This is a genomic window from Plantactinospora sp. CNZ320 (genome assembly GCF_002846275.1).
Genome location: NZ_PJMP01000001.1, coordinates 4,605,997 through 4,621,467, shown reverse-complemented (window position 1 = coordinate 4,621,467; position 15,471 = coordinate 4,605,997). Strand labels below are relative to the sequence as shown.

Genomic DNA, 15,471 nt, shown 5'->3' with positions numbered 1-15,471 from the left:
GCGGCGTCAACCACTCGCTAGGACTATCGACACCCCTCCCTTCACGAAACAACAATGACGCGGTGACGAGGAGTGAGCGCAGGCGCTGGGTCGTCGGTGGATTCGTACTTGCGGCGATACTGGTGGCGAGCGCCATCGTCTGGTGGTTGCGCGGTCGTGAGGTGGCCAGCGTGGTCGTCGGGATCGGCAGTCTGCTCGCGGCCATCGTCGGTCTCGTTCCACTGCTTGCCGGACGATCCGAGCCCGCCGCAGGTGGTGCACCGGAATCCGTCACCGTGATCCGGGCCGGCCTGTTCGGCCGGATACGGCGGGTGCTGGTCCGGGCCGTCGGCGGAAGCCGGAACGAGATCTCGACCAGAGCGGGCGGCATCGTCGAGGACACCGCCATCGATAACAACAGCATCGGAAACTCCTCCGCCGGGAACACGCACGTCGGGAACACCCCCGCCGGAAACACGGCCCTCGAGAACACCGGCAGCGGTGACACCCGTACCGGGAACCGGCCGGCACCGCCCCGACAGGCCCGGCCCACCGCGCCCGCCCCGGCGATGCCGCCGGCCGCCCCGGTGGTCCCGTCGGCCGGATCGGTGGTGCCGTCAGCCGGACCGGTGGTGCTGCCGGCCGCCCCGGTGGTGCCGTCGGCCGGACCGGTGGTCGGTCGACCGGTGCCGTCGGCCGGATCGGTGCCGGTGCCGGTGCCGGTTGGCGGTCGTGTCGGTGTCGGGTCGGGGGCCGGCGGCAACCCGGCCCGGGTGGAGCTGGTGGCCCGGGTGGTCGACGGGATGGTGAGCCGCGACGCCCAGCTCGACCGGATCATCGAGAAGATCCACAATGGCGAGACCGGGATCTTCGCGGTGCTCGGTGGGCACGGCATGGGCAAGTCGGCGTTCCTGCGGCAACTTCACGACCGGGTTGCCCGGGACGCGCCGGACGTGCTGCGGCTGCCCGCGGAGGGGGCGATGCTCGTCGACAGGTACGGCCTCTCCGAGTCGCTCAGTGGCCAGTACGGCGACGGCCTCACCCCGACCGCCGCCGGCCTGCTGCTGGAGCGGTCGTCGAACCTCCTCGGCAACCTGGTCAACGACCTCCTGCCGGAGTTCGGGCTGGCCGGGCCGGGCGGTGGGGGCCGGCGGTTCGAGAGGTTCGTCCTGGCGATCGCGGCGGCGAAGACGGCCGGCGACCGTCCGGTGCAGGTCAACAACGAGCTTTCGGCATTCGGCTTCGGGCGGATGGCGGACACCCGGATCGACGTCACCCTCACCGAGACCGCGGCAGCCGTCGTCGAACGGGCCCGCAAGGCGCAGTGGCGGATCGACGAGGCGTTCATCGCGGACTGGCAGGCCTGGCTGAACGGCCGGCGCGCCGTGGTGATCCTGGACGGGTTCGAGACGCTCATCGACGACGCGGTGGGACAGTGGTTGGTCGGGCTCGCCTGGCGGCTGCCGAACACCCTCGTCGTGGTACCGCTCATTCCCCGCGACTACGCCGAACACGTCCGCAGCCTGGTCGACCCGAACCGCTCGGAGGAGTTGCCGCTGCTCTCCACCGGCGAGGTGTGGGAGTACCTGCGGTACCACCTGGGCGGCGGCGCGACCACGGAACTGGCCGAGGCGGTGCACGACTTCACCGGCGGCCACCCGTCGGCGGTCGGCCTGGTCCACCAGCTCATCCAGGAGCGCGGCGAGGAGATTCGGCAACCCGACCAACTGCGTGGGGTGCTGGCGCGCCTCTCCGCCGACGGCGAGTTGAACGTCGCCGGTCTGGTCGAGGCGATTCTCGGCCGTCGACGCCCGGCGCTGCTGCGGGCGGTCGAGGTGGCCGCGCTGCTGAACTCCTTCGACCCGCCGCTGCTGCAACGACTCCTGGAGGCCGACGCGGAACTCGACGGGGAGTCGGGGCGGGCGACACCGGTCGCGAGCAGCGTGATCGCGGAGTTCCAGCGGCTCGGACTCCTCGACCAGGTCTCCGACGGGACCCGGTTCCGGGTGCACGAGTTCATCCGTCCGGCCCTCGCCGCCAGGATGGCCCGGCTCTATCCGCAGCGGTGGACCCCGATCCACCGGGCCGCCGCCACCCACTACTTCGAACTGATAAGCGAGTTCGAGGACAAGACCGACAAGGCGTACGGCTCCTGGTACAAGTACGAGGACCCGGTCTGGCAGGCGTACGAGACCGAGTGGCTCTACCACACCGCGCAGCTTCCCGACGAGCGCTACCTGACCCGTACCCGGTTCACGCTAATCTTCATGGAGGCGTTCTGGTGGTGGGGCCTCTACGTCGACTTCCCGTTCTGCCACCACCTGCTGGAGAGCTGGGAGTCGGCGGCCCAGGACGACGACGACCGGAAGCTGCTGCGTCAACTGCACCGGTTCCAGCTCAACTACCTGCCCGGCCCGGACAAGCCAGCCGGTCCACACTGGACCGAAGTGCACCGGGCGCTGCGCGCGGTCCGCGAGGTATGCGGGTTGCGCGGCGGCTGGCGGGACTCGCGGTTGCCGGCCGACATTCGCCAGAGCCAGTTCCGTACTTCGCTCTACCTGCGGCTGTTCGACGCGCACGCGCTCTGGTACGACGGCCGGCCCGGTCAGGCCGACGAGGAGTACCGCAAGCTCGAACCGGACTTCCTGGAGCTGGGCGACGACGTGATGACCGCCTGGTTCTACTACGAGTGGGGCGACATCGGCTTCGCCGCCGGTGATCCGGCAACGGCGGCGACCCGGGTCGGTCAGGCACTGCGGCTGACCCGCGAGATGGCCGACGGGCCGGAGGGCGAGGTCGACTCGGAGCTGTTGGCGAACCTGCACCGCTGCCTCGGCGACCTGTGCTGGTCGAACGATCCGGTCACCGCCGCCACCGAGTACGGGCTCGCGGTCCGGCACGCCTTCCTCTTCCAGCGCACCGACAACGCGCTCGACCACAGCGTCAACGCGCCCGACGAGTACACCCAGCGCTTCTACCAGGAGATCTCCGACCGGGCGACCGCCCGGGCCCGCGAGTCGGCGGACCGCGCCGAACGGGACGAGATCGTCGCCGCCCTGGTCGCGCCGACCGGCGGTGTGGCGCGAGGAGACCTCCGGCCGGCGGAGCTGGCCGGACTCTTCCCACGCAACGCACTCGACGCGGAGCTGCACCTGCGGGAGTCGGAGTTCGCGGACTACTGGGGCGACGTGGTGGAGGGGTGGGACCTCGACATCCCCGCCGAGCTGGAGCGGGCGATCGCCCTCGCCGACCGGATCAGCACGGACCAGCCGGCCGGATCAGCGCGGAACGGCCGGCCGGACAGCGGGCCGGCCGAATAGCGGAAGGCCGGCCGGCGGTTGGCCCTACGGTCGGGCGGTTGGCCGGAGGGTCGGGCGGTCAGGCGCTCGGCAGCCCCAGCCGGTCGCTGAGCCACCGCACCTGCCACTGCCGCTCCAGCTCGTACCGATCGAGGCCGACGGTCGGGGTGCGGGCCTCGCCGGCCCGCGCCGCGACGTAGCCGAGCGCGGCCACGGGATAGCTTTCCATCATCTCGATCGCGTCCGCCAGATAGCCGCAGGTTCGGGCGGCGGCGCTCCGGCCGCGCAACGCCGCGCGTTCCTGCCGGTCCAGGGCAAGGCCGGCGAGTTCCGCGAATTCGACCGGCCCGTCCCCGGCCAGCCGCTCGGCGGCGGAGGCTAGCGAACCGTCGTCCAGCTCGTCACCGCACTCCTGCGCGGCGTGTCCGGCGATCCGGGCCAGACAGCCACGGACGAACTCGCGCCGAGCCTGCGCGTTCCAGCGGTCGACCCGGGCACGGAGGCGGCCACGCCCGGCGACCACCTGGCGGGCCAGCTCCAGCACCGGCCCGTCGACCTCCACCTCCCAGAGCTCGTCGTGCAACCAGTACGGCAGATCCGTGACCCGGCAGACGTGCAGCCCCTGCCGGCAGGGCACGATCGCCGGCTCGGAACGCCACTCGGTCGACCAGGTCTGCCGGGAGAAGGGCCCGGACCGGCCGGCGGTGAGGAACTTGTAGTACGTCACGGCGCCTCCGCTCCCCGGGCCAGCAGATGTTCCGGGGAGGGCGGTCCCGTCAGGCTCAGCAGCGCGGCACGCAGGTCGTGCACCTTGCCGACGTACGCCAGGCAGGGCGGGCAGACCATCAGGTGCAGCTCGACCAGTTCCCGCTGCTCCGGGTCGAGCGCGCCGTCGAGCCAGCTTCCGACCAACCGTACGGTCTGGTCGCAGCGGAGGTAGCCGTCCATCCGCCGGCCCTACCTGGCGCTCTCGTCGAGGAAGGCGACCATCTCCATCCTGGCCGCCTCCAGGATCCCGAGGTAGTGCTCCGGTTCCTGCCCGGTGATCTCGACCGCTTCCGGCAACGTCAGCCCGACCACGTCGGAGAGGAGCAGCAGCAGCCGGGGCAGCGGCGGCAGCCGGCGTACCGCCCGTTCGAGCCGCTCCGGGGTCGTCACCTCGGTACCCCAGCTCGGGGGTGTGTCCCGCCACCAGCCCGCCCACGGATCCGCCTCGCCCGCGAACCAGTCGGCCAGCACCGAGGCGTCGGCCGGGTCGGCGGAGACGTGCACCAGCCCGTCGGCGGAGAGCCGCGGCAGGAACTCGGCCACGACGGTACGGCCTGGCCGGGGAAGCTCCTCACCGGCCACCATCCGGTCGAGTACCCGTTGCCACACCTCGTCCAGCAGCGCGACGCCCCGGTCGTCGACGGCGAGCAGCCGGGCGGCGACCGCCGTACCCGGATAGTCCCGGCGCAGCAGTGCGGCGTCGACCCGCAGTGGTGGCACCTGCGGGTACTCCTCCGGAGCCAGCAGGACCAGCGGGTCGGGCTCGTGGTCGAGCCGGGCCAGCAGTCCCGCGTACGCCATGTCCGTGGACTCGTCGACGCCCTCCGAGTCGGTGTAGTACTCGGTGACGAAGTCGCGCACGGCCTGTCGGGGGAGCGTCCCGTCCCCGGTCGCGGCGAGCAGCAGCATCCCGCCCACCCGTTCGGCACCCGGCCGGACCCGGGGCTGCACGAACGGGCTCGGAACCAGCCGGAAACCGGCCCGGTCGTAGAACCGGAGCCGCTTGACCGGATCGCCGTGCGGCCCGGCCGAGTGGAAGCGCGGGTCCTCGACCTCGGCGATCGTGACGACCGCACCGGCCCGCTCCTGCCAGGTCGGCAGCACACCCAGCAGGGTCGAGCCGATCCCGCCGCCGCGCTGGCCGGGACGGACCGCGAGGTAGCTCAGCAGCAGCACCCGGGAGCCCGGGAAGGAGTCGGCGATCATCACGCCGACCGGTACCCCCTCGGCGAGGGCGACCGCGGCGAACGTCGACGGGTCGCCGGAGGCCATCCGGCCGGAGAGGCTCTGCGCCGTCTCCAGTTCGTCGGCGGGGAAGTCCGGTTCGAGAACCTCCTCGTACGCCCGCCGGAAGAGATCGGGATCGTAGTCTGCCACGAGGTCGTGGACGTGGACGTGGCCACGGGGGGAGCCGACTGCCGGGGCGCTCACCCGGCCATCCTGCTTGCCGGCCGCGCCGAGCCACAAGCCCCCGAACGGTCCGACCCCGGTGAGCCTAGGAGCGGTAGCGGCCGCTCTCCAGCGACCAGTCCATGGTGCCGCGAACCGAGTTGGCCAGCCCGTCCAGGTACTCCCGCAGCGGCCCGTCCAGCGTCGGGCCGAACGAGGGTACGGCGTCGCGCAGCTCGACGAAGTGCCGCATGCTCCGCTGCCACCGCCGGACGACCGACTCGACGGCCCTCTCGACCGGGATCCCCTCCTCCCGGGCCACCGCCAGCACCAGGTTGTGCCCGCCGGAGGTGGCCGCGTCCCGCTCCAGCGACAGCAGGTCGTTGAACCAGGAGAGCAGGTCGTTGGCGGTGTCGGCGACGGCGCGTACCGCCGGGTGGTGGTAGACGGCGTCCGGCACCCGTTGCCCCGTGGCGAACTCGATCAGGGCGTACGAGACGTACGCGGCGGAGGTCGCCCGGCGCAGCGGCACGTACTCGGCGACGCCTGGCAGCCGCCCGGTCGCCTTGTTTGTCGCCTCGGTGACCACCCCGTCCAGGTGGTGCGCCACCGCGTCGACGAAACGGTCCCGCCAGGCCGCCGGCATCCGGTGGCTGGGCACCCGCCAGGCGTCGACCAGCATCCGCCGCAGTGGCCCGTCGAACGCCTCCGACCGGGGTGCCGGCCGGACCGCCGTCCGGGTCTGCGCCGGGGGCGCCGTCCGGGTCTGCGCCGGGGGCGCCGTCCGGGTCTGCGCCGGGTTCGTCGGCCGGTTCTGCGCCGGGGGAGTCAGCCGGGTCGCAAGCTGGTTGGCGGCCCGGGGACCCCCCGCCGGGGCCGACGGCTGTTGCCCAGCACGTGGCGGTTGGCCCGTGTGCGGCTGCTGGCCGCTACGCAGCGGCTGGCCCGTGTGCGGCGGCTGCCGGCTCGCCGGCGCGGCCCGGAGCAGCCGCAGCACCCCGTCGCAGAGCGCGGCGACCTCGGCCGGCCGGGGGCGCCGGGCCGCGTCGCAGGCGTCGTCGAGCAGGAAGAACCAGGTGAAGATCGCGGCGATGACCCGCAGGTCGGCCTCGCTGGCGCCCGGATAGAGCCGGCCGGCGTACCGGGCGACACCGCTGCGGGCGAACCGCTCCCGGCCCATGGCGTCGAGCGGGCCGATGAGCTGGTCGGCCCAGTCGACCAGCCACTCCTGCACCGCGTCGGCGTGCGGGCAGAGGCGTGCCGGTATCGGACACCTCAGCTCGGCCGCCCACGAGCTGATCCCGTACATGCCCGGCCCCCTTCGTGTCCGGCCCCCTCGGGCACAACGTGAGCAGCATTGCAGTTTCGGGCCGGTCTGTGATCGCCGTCGGGTACGTCCTATTTCGCAGTGGGTGATGACGCGATCGCTCATCCGGCCTCCCCGGCAGGTCAGGGCCGGGGGCGGTCGCCGGCGGCCTTCAGGCTTGCGGCAGGCTGGTGGGCATGAGAAGGCCGTGGGTGGTCGGAGTCTCCGGAGCATCGGGTACGCCGTATCCGGCCGCCGTGCTCGGCGCGCTCCTCGACGCGGGTGAGCCGGTGGACCTGGTCGTCTCCCGGGCGGCCCGGTTGACGATCCTGGACGAGACGGGCCGCCCGTTCCGGGACGCGCACTGGAAGGACGACCTCGCCGGGTGGCTCGGGCGGGACCTGTCCGACGCCGACGTGGCGTACTGGCCGGCCGGGGATCTCGCCGCCGGGCCGAGCAGCGGCTCGTACCCGACCCGGGGCATGGTGGTGGTGCCGGCGAGTACGGCGGCGTGCGCCGGGATCGCGATCGGCCTCTCCAAGGACCTGCTGCAACGGGCCGCGGAGGTGAACCTCAAGGAGCACCGGCCGGTGGTGGTGGTGCCCCGGGAGACCCCGGTCACCCGTAGCCACCTGGAGCACCTGATCACCCTGCACGATGCCGGTGCGGTGGTCCTGCCGGCGAGCCCCGGCTTCTACGCTGCCGGGGCAGCCGCCTCCGCCCAGCAGCTCGTCGACTTCGTGGCGGGAAAGGTGCTCGACGCGCTGGGTGTGCCGCACAACCTGTTCCGGCGCTGGTCCGGCGAGCTGGGGGCCGAGCGGGACTGAACCGCCCCGATCGGCCCGTACCCGACCGGAACCGGCGCGGTCGCGCCGGGTTCCGTGCGGATCAACCAACCAAAGCCGGCCCGTGCGGCTCAGTGCCCGGTCAGTGCAGGCCGACGTTTCCCGCGCCGGCCGGGCCCGGTCCACTCGGGGTGGCGGGTCCGGCGTTGCGGGGCCGGTTCGCGATGCCCTCGTCCACCTCGTCGAGCATCCCTTCACCCTCGAGCAGCGCGCGTACTTCCGACTCACGGAAGCGGCGATGCCCGCCCGGTGTTCGGATGCTGCCGATACGCCCGGCCGCGGCCCAGCGTGTGACGGTCTTCGGATCGACGCGGAAGAGCGCTGCCACCTCGCCCGGTGTCAGCAGACGATCTCCAGTGTCCACAGCCCCCTCCTCGCGTCTACGAAGCCCCCGGACTGGTAGGACCGCCCCCAGAACACATGCTTGCCAGAGCCTTCGTTTAAGGGACGTACGGCAATTACAACACCGCCGGAGTGCCGTGTCCGGCAAACGCGAAAACGTACTGTCTGTGAGGTTAGCCCGGACGATTTACGGCATTTAAGCGCTATGTCAGCAACAATGTAGCCCACCCCGGGAGCTGCCCGTTCCCACCCGGACTAGGGTCTGCGATCGTGGACGCGATCGACCTGAGCCTCGTCGAGCTGCTGCGCGGCAATGCCCGCCTTTCCTACGCCGAACTGGCCCGACAGGTCGGCCTCTCCGCTCCGGCCGTGCACGAGCGGGTCGGCAAGCTGGAGGCGGGCGGCGTTGTCCGGGGCTACCGGGCGGACGTCGAGCCGGAGGCGATCGGGCTCGGGGTCACCGCGCTGATCGGCATCGTGCAGGACTCCGGGGGCGACACCGACGACGTACTCGAGGCGATCCGGGGGATGCCGGAAATCGAATCCTGTTACTTCATGGCCGGGGTGGAATCGTTCCTGCTCAAGGCGCGAGTTGGCACAATTGCCGAGTTGGAACAGCTCATCCTGCGGCTGAACCGGACCGCCGGAGTCGCCTCGACCCGGACAGCTGTCGCACTCTCGACGAAATGGGAGAACCGTCCCCAGCCACTGCGCCCGTCCTGACCCGACCGGCTCAGAGGGCGACTTGCTACGTTCCTGGTCATGGAAGAGCTCGACCGGTGCGACGACGCCGAACGTGCCTGGGTCACCGAGGCGATCGCGGCGGTGGAGGCGGACGCGAACCGATCCGCCGACACCCACCTGCTCTGCTTCCCGCTGCCCCGCGACTGGGGGATCGACCTCTATCTCAAGGACGAGTCGGTGCACCCGACCGGGTCGCTGAAGCACCGGCTGGCCCGCTCGCTGTTCCTCTACGGGCTCTGCAACGGCTGGATCGGGCCGCGTACCACGATCGTGGAGGCGTCGTCGGGCTCGACAGCCGTCTCCGAGGCGTACTTCGCCCGCATGCTCGGGGTGCAGTTCATCGCCGTGATGCCGGCCAGCACCTCACCCGAGAAGATCGCGCTCATCGAGTTCCAGGGCGGCAAGTGCCACCTGGTGGACGATCCGGCCGCCGTCGTGGTCGAGGCCCGCTGGCTCGCCGAGGACCTGGGCGGGCACTTCATGGACCAGTTCACATACGCCGAACGCGCCACCGACTGGCGGGGCAACAACAACATCGCCGAGTCGATCTACGCACAGCTCGCCCTGGAGCGGCACCCCGTACCGGAGTGGATCGTTGTCGGGGCCGGCACCGGCGGCACCAGCGCCACCATCGGGCGCTACATCCGCTATCGGCGGCTGGCGAGCCGGCTCTGCGTGGTCGACCCGGAGAATTCCGCCTTCTATCCCGCGTGGACCTCGGCCGACTGGTCCCTCACCACAGACGTCGGATCCCGGATCGAGGGGATCGGCCGGCAACGGGTCGAGGCGTCCTTCCAGCCGAGAGTCGTCGACCGGATGGTGCAGGTACCGGACGCGGCCTCGCTGGCCGCCATGCGCGTCGCGTCGGCGGTGCTCGGCCGCCCGGTCGGCGGGTCGACCGGCACCAACCTGTGGGGCGCGTTCGGCCTGATCGCCCAGATGCGGGCCGCCGGCCGGACCGGATCGGTGGTGACGCTGCTCTGCGACGGCGGCGAACGCTACACCGACACGTACTACTCCGACGAGTGGGTGGCCGGCCGTGGGCTCGACCTGGCGCCGTACCGGTCCACAGTCGAACGTTTCCTGGTCACCGGTGAGTGGTCCGGCTGACGGGCCGGATGGTGGGCGCCCGGCTTACTGCCGGTGCGCCAGTCCTGGGTAGTGCGACGGGTAGCCGTCGGTGTCGAGGGTCAGGTCGGCGGTGAAACCCTCGCTGCTGAACCGGACGTTGCCGTCCTCCAGCACCGTGTAGGTCTGCTCGGCCGGCACCACCTGGAGGCTGGGCACCAGCACCCAGGCCACGACGATCCGGTGCGAGCTGCCCGGCGCGGCGTCGCGCAGCCCGAGGCGACGTACCGGAAGGGTGTTGAACAGCGGCGCGGCGCCCAGGTCGACGTCGACCGCGTCCGCGAGCCGCTCCGGCTCCTCGGTGCCCGGCAGCCCGACGCCTGGCCGGCCGGCGGCGGCCAGGGCGGCGTCGAGGTCGCCCTGCTCGGCCGTTGTCGCCCGCCAGCGCCCGGCGGCCCGCTCCAACCGCAGGGTACGCAGCCAGCCCGCTCCCTCGCAGCTCACCTCCAGCCCTTCCGTCGCCCAGCGTTCGTCGGTGCGGAGCTGGTAGCGGCAGGTGAAGGGGATCGGGTCGACGGCGAGCGCGGTGCCCCGGGCGGTCAGCCCACGGCCGTCGGCGACGAGCGCGTGATCCGCACCGGGAACGTCCGTGCGGCTCCAGAACAGCGATTTCGGCATGGTCGACATGCCATTGGACGTTACCGCCGCACGCCGGTCGGCAGGTCCGTCCGCGCGAATCATCCTCCGCCGGCCCGAGGCGCCACAGCCCGGCCAGGGTCGACGCCCACAGCCCGGCCAGGGTCGACGCCGTAGTGCGGCGCGGCCCTGGCCAGGAGCGGGTCAGAGGTCAGTGGGTCGGGGTCGGGCGGCGGCCGTCGAACCGGTGGTCGCGACGGCCCCGCCGGTCGTCGGACCGGTCCCCGGCGGGCCGGTCGTCGCGCGGGCGCTCGTCCCGGGACCGGTCCCAGACCGGCCGGTCGGTGTGCGGCCGGTCGGTGTGTGGCCGGCTCTCGTGCCGGAAACCGCCCTGCCGGGTACCGGCACGCCAGTCGCCGCCCCGCTCCGGGCGACCGCCCTGCGGCGTGCCACCACCGTCACCGAACCGACGGTCACCGTAGCGGCGCTCGCCCTGCGGCCGGTCACCGTAACGGCGCTCGCCCTGGAAGCGGTCACCGTAGCGGCGCTCGCCCTGCGTACCGTCGCCGTGCCGGCGCTCGTCCCGGGGCCGGTCACCGTACCGGCGGTCAGCCCGGGGCCGGTCACCGTAGCGGCGGTCGGGACGGTCGCCGGCCGAGCGGCGAGCTGCCGGCGGCTCGTCGACCACCGGTACGCCACTCGGCTCGCGGGCACCCGTCACCTCGGCCAGCGCGGGGTCGCCGGTGCGCACCCGGGTCTGCTCCGGCTCGACACCGGCCTTCTGCAACATCGCCAGGGTGGAGCGGCGCTGCTTCGGCAGTACCAGGGTGGCGACCGCGCCGGACTCGCCGGCCCGAGCCGTACGGCCGGCCCGGTGCAGGTAGTCCTTCGGGTCCTTCGGCGGGTCCACGTGCACCACGAGCGAGACACCGTCGACATGGATGCCCCGGGCCGCCACGTCGGTGGCGACAAGCACGTTCGTCCGGCCCTCCTTGAACTCGGCGAGCGTGCGGGTGCGTACCCGCTGGGTCTTGCCGCCGTGCAGCGCACCCGCCCGTACGCCGACCGCGGCCAACTGCTCGACCAGCCGGTCGACGCCCATCTGGGTCCGGGCGAACATCATGGTCCGGCCCTGCCGCGCCGCGATCGAGGCCGCCACCGCGAACTTGTCGTGCGGCGGGATCAGCAGCATGTGGTGGTCCATCGTCGACACGGTGGCGGTCGGCGGCGCCGTCGAGTGGGTGACCGGATCGGTCATGAACCGCTTGACCAGCGCGTCGACGTCGTTGTCCAGAGTGGCGGAGAAGAGCAGCCGCTGCGCGTTTCCCGGCGTCTTGGCGAGCAGTTCGGTGACGTCGGGCAGGAAGCCCATGTCGGCCATCTGGTCGGCCTCGTCCAGCACGGTCACCTCGATGTCGTCGAGGCGGCAGATCCCTCGGTCGATCAGGTCGGCCAACCGGCCCGGGGTGGCCACCACGATCTCCACGCCACGGCGCAGCGAGTCGATCTGGCGGTCGTACGGCACACCGCCGACGGCGGTCTTGAGGAAGACCCCGAGCGCCCGCCCGAGCGGCATGAGCGCGTCGTTGACCTGCATCGCGAGTTCCCGGGTCGGCACCAGGATCAGTGCCCTCGGATGGTGTGCCCGGGCGCGCGGACCGGCCGCCATCCGGGCCAGCAACGGCAGCCCGAACGCCAGCGTCTTGCCGGAGCCCGTCTGCCCACGGCCGAGTACGTCCCGCCCGGCGAGCGCGTCCGGCACGGTGGCCCGCTGGATCTCGAACGGCGTCTCGATGCCCTCCCGGTGCAGTGCCCGGACGAGCTGTCGGGGCAGCCCGAGCGCTGCGAAGTCCACCGGTTCGGCGACCTCGCCCACGGGCTCGGCAGTCGGGTCCGCGGAGGTTTCGGCGGGCGTGCCGGAATCACCGACGGTCATCGTGTCGACGGTCATCGTGTCGACGGAATCGCCGACAGCCATCGTGCCGACGGCACCGTTGACAGTCATCGGGTCGGCGGAATCGCCGGGTGCGTCGGCAACGGCCGGCGCGGTCGGAACTTCTTGTCCAGCAGACGCGGCAGCCCTGGTGGAAAGGGAGCCCGATTGTGCGTCGAATACGGACGGAAACATGCTGGGATCAGCAAAGGTCGTCAAGGATACCTCTCAAGCGGGGCGCATCTTCGCGATGGCCCGCCGCGACATAGGTCGCCGCCGATTCGCCCGCAAGATCGCCCAGAGGCGCGTGGCACGCGCCAGGTCAACAATCCACCCAAGTGTACGGGGACCAGCCGCAACCGCCACCTCGCCGCGCACGCCAGTGGGCAGGCTCACCACCGGTGATTTCCGACCCGGCCCCCGCCGGGCGGCTGCGTCAACTGCTCAGCAGACCGTCGAAGAGGCTGCTGAAGGCGTCCCCGGCCAGGAGCACCACAAGCAGTCCGATCGCCACCAGAATGCCGAGCCCGATCATCAGTACCAGCACCACCCTGGCGGTGTTCGTCTTCTGCGCGGGGCTGTCCGTCCAGCCCTGGGCCAGGATGTGCCCGGTCAGCGAGCCCGAGTTCTCGATCTGGTTGGCGGGCATCGAGATGGTGACGTGCCCCTCCGGGCCGCCGTACACGGTGCCCTCCGCCCGCTGGTCCCGAGCCCGGTCCCGATAGCCCGGGGAGTGTGGCGTCGTCGGGCCGGCGCCCGGCGGGGGCGGCGAGCCGGGGCCGGTGCCCGCTGGGCGTCCACCGGTCGGCGGCCGGCCGGCCGGTTCGGCGGCGACACCGGGGCCCGGGTCGGCGGTTGGAAGTGAGTAGCCCGGGGCGCCGCCACTGATCGGGCTCGCCGACGACATCGGGTTGGTGGGTGGGGGCCAGCTCGGCAGGGCGGGCGCCGGAACCACCAGCGGGGTCGGCGGCGAGGGCTCCGCCGGACGGCCGGCCGGACCGCCGGAGACCGGCATCGGCGGGTACGCCACCGAGGCTGCCGCCGATGTCGGCGGGTACGGCAGCGGACCCGGGGGCACCGGTCCGGGCGGCGCCGGCGGGTACGGCGCGGGCCCCGGCGGTACCGGGCTCGGCCCTGGCGGTACCGGGCTCGGCCCTGGCGGTACCGGGCTCGGCCCTGGCGGTACCGGGCTCGGCCCTGGCGGTACCGGGCTCGGCCCTGGCGGTACCGGGCTCGGGCCCGGCGGCGCCGGAGTGGGCCGGGGCGGTGTCGGCGGGTACGGCGACGGGGCCGGCTCGGGTTCCGGGCTGGGCGCCGGAGGCGCCGGTGCGGGGAACGGGGTGGGAGCGGGGCCCGGATCGGACGGTTCCGGCGCCGGTGGCGTCGGCGTGTGGGCCGGCTCGGGCGGTCCGACCGGATCCGAGGGACGGGACGGCGACGGCGGGCTGGCCGGATCCGGCTCGGTACTCCGGTAGACCTTCGCCACTCCCGGCACCGCGGCCACGGCGGCGGCCTCGGTCGGCAGCACCGGAGACAGTCCCGGCACCGAGGCACTGGCCCGGGTGGTGCCGGCCCTGCCGCGTGCGGCGCTGCGCTGCGGCGGCACGGTGTACGACGGAGTGCCGCCCCCGGCCGACCCGACGTCCCGGGACGCCTGGCCGGGAGTGGCTGGCGGTGTCGACACGCCGGCTGCCGGCGGGGCGGTGAAGTGCACCGCACCGGGCCGTTCCCGAGGCTGACCTGCCGGCGCGACCGGAGCCGACCCGGACAGACCGGCGCCGGCCGGCGAGACGGCAGCCGACCCGACCGGTGGGACGGATGCCGAGCCCACGGGCGGGACGGATGCCGAGCCGACCGTCGACCCTCCGGCCGGCCCGCTCGGCGGGGCCGACGGGGACTTGACGGCATTGGCGAACGCCGACCACGGGGAATCGAGTGACGGAGTCTGCGGACGTCGCCGCTGCAACGGCGGTACCGGCGTGCCCGGGGGCGCCGGGGTCACCACCGGTGCCGGTACCCGAGATGCGGCGCTCGGCGCGGAGCCGGCACCCGAGGGGGCGGGTGCCGGGGTGCCTGCCGCCGAGGCGGCCGGGTTGCCGAGCTCACCGGCCCGGTAGGTGCGGCTGCCCGAGGATGCGGCAGGCATCGCGGCGATCTCTGCTGCGGTGGGGGTGGTGACCGCGCTACTCACGGCCCGGCCGCGTACCGGCTCAGCCGTGGCACCGTCCCCGGCTGCCTTCGGTACGGCGACCGGCTCGGCCGCGTCGGCGATCTCCGCACCGCCGTCGGGTACCGGACTGGGCGCCGGCCCAACACTTTCCGACGACTCGGCACTTGGCGTCGACGCCATCTCGTCGACGTGATCCGCGTCGGTGTCCGTGCTGGTGTCGAGAGCGGTGTCGCTGTCGAGCGCGGTGTCGCTGTTGGCGGCGGGGGTGGTGTGGTCGGACGGGCCGTCAGCACTCGTCACGGCGCCCGGTTCGGCGGTTGGCGCCGGTTCGAGGCTTGGCGCCGGTTCGGCGGTTGGCTCCGGCTCGGTGGCGGGCTCCGGTTGGGTGGCAGGCTCCGGTTCGGCGCCCGAGGGATCGGCGTCAACGCTGGCGGTGGCGCTCGCCCCCGGCTCCGGGTCCACCACCCCCGAGCCCACGGCCTCCGCGTCCGGAACATCCGCGTCCGACCGGGAGTTGTCCACGGCCTCTGCGTTCGAGCGAGAGCTGTCCAGGGCGTCCACGTCCGACCGAGAGGCGTCCGGCACGTCCGGGTCCGGCCCGGAGGCGTCGGGGACTGGGCTGAAGGACTCCGGGACCGGCGCGGAATCCGTGGAATCCAACGTCTCGGCTGCCGGCGGGTCTGCCAGCGGGTCCTGCGGTGCGTCGACCCAGAGTGCTCCGGCGGCGGGCGGCGGAGGCGGCTCGTAGGGCTTGGGAAGCTCCTCTTCGGCCGAGGGTTCCGGCAACGCGGTGCCGACCGGCGGTGGCGGCGGCAGTGGGGACAGTTCGCTCTCGTCCACGGCGTCCGGCTCGGACCCGGTGGCCGCAGCCTGACCGTCAGAGTCCGGGCGTGCCTTCCCAGGCGGTCTGACCTGCGATTCGTCCATTGTTGCCTCCCGCGCCCACACCCGGGCCAGTAGTCCGGGTCGGAAGTACGTCAACCCTCACCGTG

At 72.9% G+C, this 15,471-nt stretch carries 12 protein-coding genes; 4 read left to right on the top strand and 8 right to left on the bottom strand.

From position 1 onward, the window contains the following. The first annotated feature begins 62 nt into the window (after window positions 1-62). Entirely contained in the window at window positions 63-3,299 is a 3,237-nt protein-coding gene (locus tag CLT71_RS20540) for a MalT transcriptional regulator family protein (RefSeq protein WP_143743518.1), read from the top strand. Window positions 3,300-3,357: 58 nt separating this feature from the next. Here the strand turns inward: CLT71_RS20540 and CLT71_RS20535 are convergent, their stop codons facing one another. The 4 genes from CLT71_RS20535 to CLT71_RS20520 form a co-directional block, all read right to left on the bottom strand. Then, window positions 3,358-4,005, bottom strand: a complete 648-nt coding sequence (locus CLT71_RS20535; protein ID WP_101368532.1) for a hypothetical protein — start codon at window positions 4,003-4,005, stop codon at window positions 3,358-3,360. Beyond that, window positions 4,002-4,226, bottom strand: coding sequence for a zf-HC2 domain-containing protein (locus tag CLT71_RS20530; protein WP_101368531.1), 225 nt, complete (start codon window positions 4,224-4,226; stop codon window positions 4,002-4,004). Before CLT71_RS20530 ends, CLT71_RS20535 begins: the two co-directional genes overlap by 4 nt. Before the next feature lie 9 nt (window positions 4,227-4,235). Then, complete coding sequence (locus CLT71_RS20525; protein WP_158242272.1) at window positions 4,236-5,477, bottom strand: GNAT family N-acetyltransferase; 1,242 nt, start codon at window positions 5,475-5,477, stop codon at window positions 4,236-4,238. A gap of 64 nt (window positions 5,478-5,541) precedes the next feature. Further along, complete coding sequence (locus tag CLT71_RS20520) at window positions 5,542-6,744, bottom strand: terpene synthase family protein (RefSeq protein ID WP_101368529.1); 1,203 nt, start codon at window positions 6,742-6,744, stop codon at window positions 5,542-5,544. A 194-nt stretch (window positions 6,745-6,938) separates the two neighbouring features. Here CLT71_RS20520 and CLT71_RS20515 point away from each other — a divergent pair, with 194 nt between their 5' ends. Next, the gene (locus CLT71_RS20515) at window positions 6,939-7,568 is read left to right on the top strand and encodes a UbiX family flavin prenyltransferase (RefSeq protein WP_101368528.1); all 630 of its coding nucleotides are present in this window, start codon (window positions 6,939-6,941) and stop codon (window positions 7,566-7,568) included. Between the two features lie 100 nt (window positions 7,569-7,668). Here CLT71_RS20515 and CLT71_RS20510 read toward each other — a convergent pair whose 3' ends face one another. Beyond that, window positions 7,669-7,950 (bottom strand): BldC family transcriptional regulator, encoded by a 282-nt coding sequence (locus CLT71_RS20510; protein ID WP_101368527.1) that lies wholly within the window; start codon window positions 7,948-7,950, stop codon window positions 7,669-7,671. 248 nt (window positions 7,951-8,198) lie between these two features. Between CLT71_RS20510 and CLT71_RS20505 the strand changes: the two genes are divergently transcribed. Further along, on the top strand, window positions 8,199-8,651 hold the full coding sequence (locus CLT71_RS20505; protein ID WP_101368526.1) for an Lrp/AsnC family transcriptional regulator: 453 nt from the start codon (window positions 8,199-8,201) through the stop codon (window positions 8,649-8,651). 39 nt (window positions 8,652-8,690) lie between these two features. After that, complete coding sequence (gene cds1, locus CLT71_RS20500) at window positions 8,691-9,782, top strand: L-cysteine desulfhydrase Cds1 (protein ID WP_101368525.1); 1,092 nt, start codon at window positions 8,691-8,693, stop codon at window positions 9,780-9,782. A gap of 24 nt (window positions 9,783-9,806) precedes the next feature. Here the strand turns inward: cds1 and CLT71_RS20495 are convergent, their stop codons facing one another. From CLT71_RS20495 to CLT71_RS20485, 3 genes are all read right to left on the bottom strand, one after another. Beyond that, entirely contained in the window at window positions 9,807-10,427 is a 621-nt protein-coding gene (locus CLT71_RS20495) for a putative glycolipid-binding domain-containing protein (protein WP_486483367.1), read from the bottom strand. Between the two features lie 160 nt (window positions 10,428-10,587). Beyond that, window positions 10,588-12,312 (bottom strand): DEAD/DEAH box helicase, encoded by a 1,725-nt coding sequence (locus tag CLT71_RS20490; protein ID WP_486483705.1) that lies wholly within the window; start codon window positions 12,310-12,312, stop codon window positions 10,588-10,590. Window positions 12,313-12,745: 433 nt separating this feature from the next. Further along, window positions 12,746-15,319 (bottom strand): hypothetical protein, encoded by a 2,574-nt coding sequence (locus CLT71_RS20485; RefSeq protein ID WP_158242271.1) that lies wholly within the window; start codon window positions 15,317-15,319, stop codon window positions 12,746-12,748. Window positions 15,320-15,471 lie beyond the last annotated feature (152 nt).